Annotated in this window: 1 protein-coding gene; it reads right to left on the bottom strand. The window is 66.8% G+C overall.

Annotation, left to right across the window (positions count from 1 at the left end):
- Positions 1–27 precede the first annotated feature (27 nt).
- Positions 28–1,271 (bottom strand): IS3 family transposase gene (locus H1D24_RS41535; RefSeq protein WP_181662957.1). Its coding sequence is split into 2 segments (ribosomal slippage): positions 28–989 and positions 989–1,271, totalling 1,245 coding nucleotides; the frame shifts between segments, so codons are not numbered across the junction.
- Positions 1,272–1,321 lie beyond the last annotated feature (50 nt).

Genomic DNA, 1,321 nt, shown 5'->3' with positions numbered 1-1,321 from the left:
TGAACCGCTCCGGGATCGGTGGAGGCTCTATGCGTTGACTCCAGCCGCCGGTTGGGGCTGGTGTTGAGCGTAGTGGTTGGTCTCGTATTCGTGGGGCGGGATGTCTCCGATCGCGCTGTGGAGCCGGTGGTTGTTGAACCAGTCGACCCATTCCGCGGTGCCGAGTTCGACGTCAGCAAGGCCATGCCAGGGCCGACGGGGCTTGATCAGCTCCGTTTTGTAGAGGCCGATCTGGGACTCCATGAGCGCGTTGTCCAGGGCATCACCGACGGTGCCGACCGAGGGGTCTATGCCGGCCTCGAGGAGGTGCGCCGTGAACGCGAAAGACGTGTATTGACTGCCCGCGTCCGAATGATGAACCAGCCCCGGTCCAACGGGAGTTCCAGCACGGTCGCGCCGCCACAAGGCCATATCGAGGGCGTCGAGGACGAGCTTGGCCCGCTTGCTGGTAGCCGCGGACCAGCCGACGATCGCCCGGGAGAAGACGTCCACCACGAACGCGACGTAGACGATCCCCGACCGGGTGGCCACGTAGGTGAAGTCGGCGACCCACCTCTCGTTCGGCCGGGACGCGGTGAAGTCGCGCCCGAGCAGGTCAGCTGCCCGCTCATGCCCGTCGTCGCGCACGGTGGTGCGGATCTTTTTGCCGCGTCGGGCGCCTTCCAGACCGAGCGCGCGCATCAGCCGGGCGACCGTGCAGCGGGCCACGGGTATGCCCTCGCGATGAAGCTGCCGCCAGACCTTCCGCACCCCGTAGACGCCGTAGTTGTCGGCGTGCACCCGGCTGATGTGCGCCTTCAGCTCCTCATCCCGCATCGCGCGGGCGCTGGGAGCACGGTTCCTGGCGGCGTAGTAGGTGCTCGTTGCGATCTTCAGCCCGTGGCCGGACAGCACACGGCAGATCGGCTCGACCCCGAACACCTGCTTGAACTCGTCGATGAACGCTACGAGCGCCTGGACGGCCGGTCGAGCTCGGCCGCGAAGAAAGCCGACGCCGCTTTCAAGATCTCGTTGGCCCGCCGCAGTTCGGCGTTCTCGGCCCGCAGCCGCTTGATCTCCGCGGCCTCCTCGGACGTGACGCCGGGCCGCTGACCAGCATCCACCTCGGCCTTGCGGACCCACGTCCGCACCGTCTCCGCCGCACCGATGCCCAGCTTCGCCGCAACTGCCTTCATCGCAGCCCACTCGGTCGGATAGTTCGGACGAATCTCCGCGACCATGCGCACCGCGCGTTCACGAAGCTCAGAAGGGTAGGGGGACGGACGTGCCATGACTCGATCCTCTCAGGGAATCGAGCCTCCATCAGACCCGGAGCGGTTCA

This window comes from Streptomyces himalayensis subsp. himalayensis (assembly GCF_013778455.1).
In the GTDB taxonomy this organism is placed as follows: Bacteria; Actinomycetota; Actinomycetes; order Streptomycetales; family Streptomycetaceae; genus Streptomyces; species Streptomyces himalayensis.
This window is presented reverse-complemented; position numbering and strand designations above follow the sequence as displayed.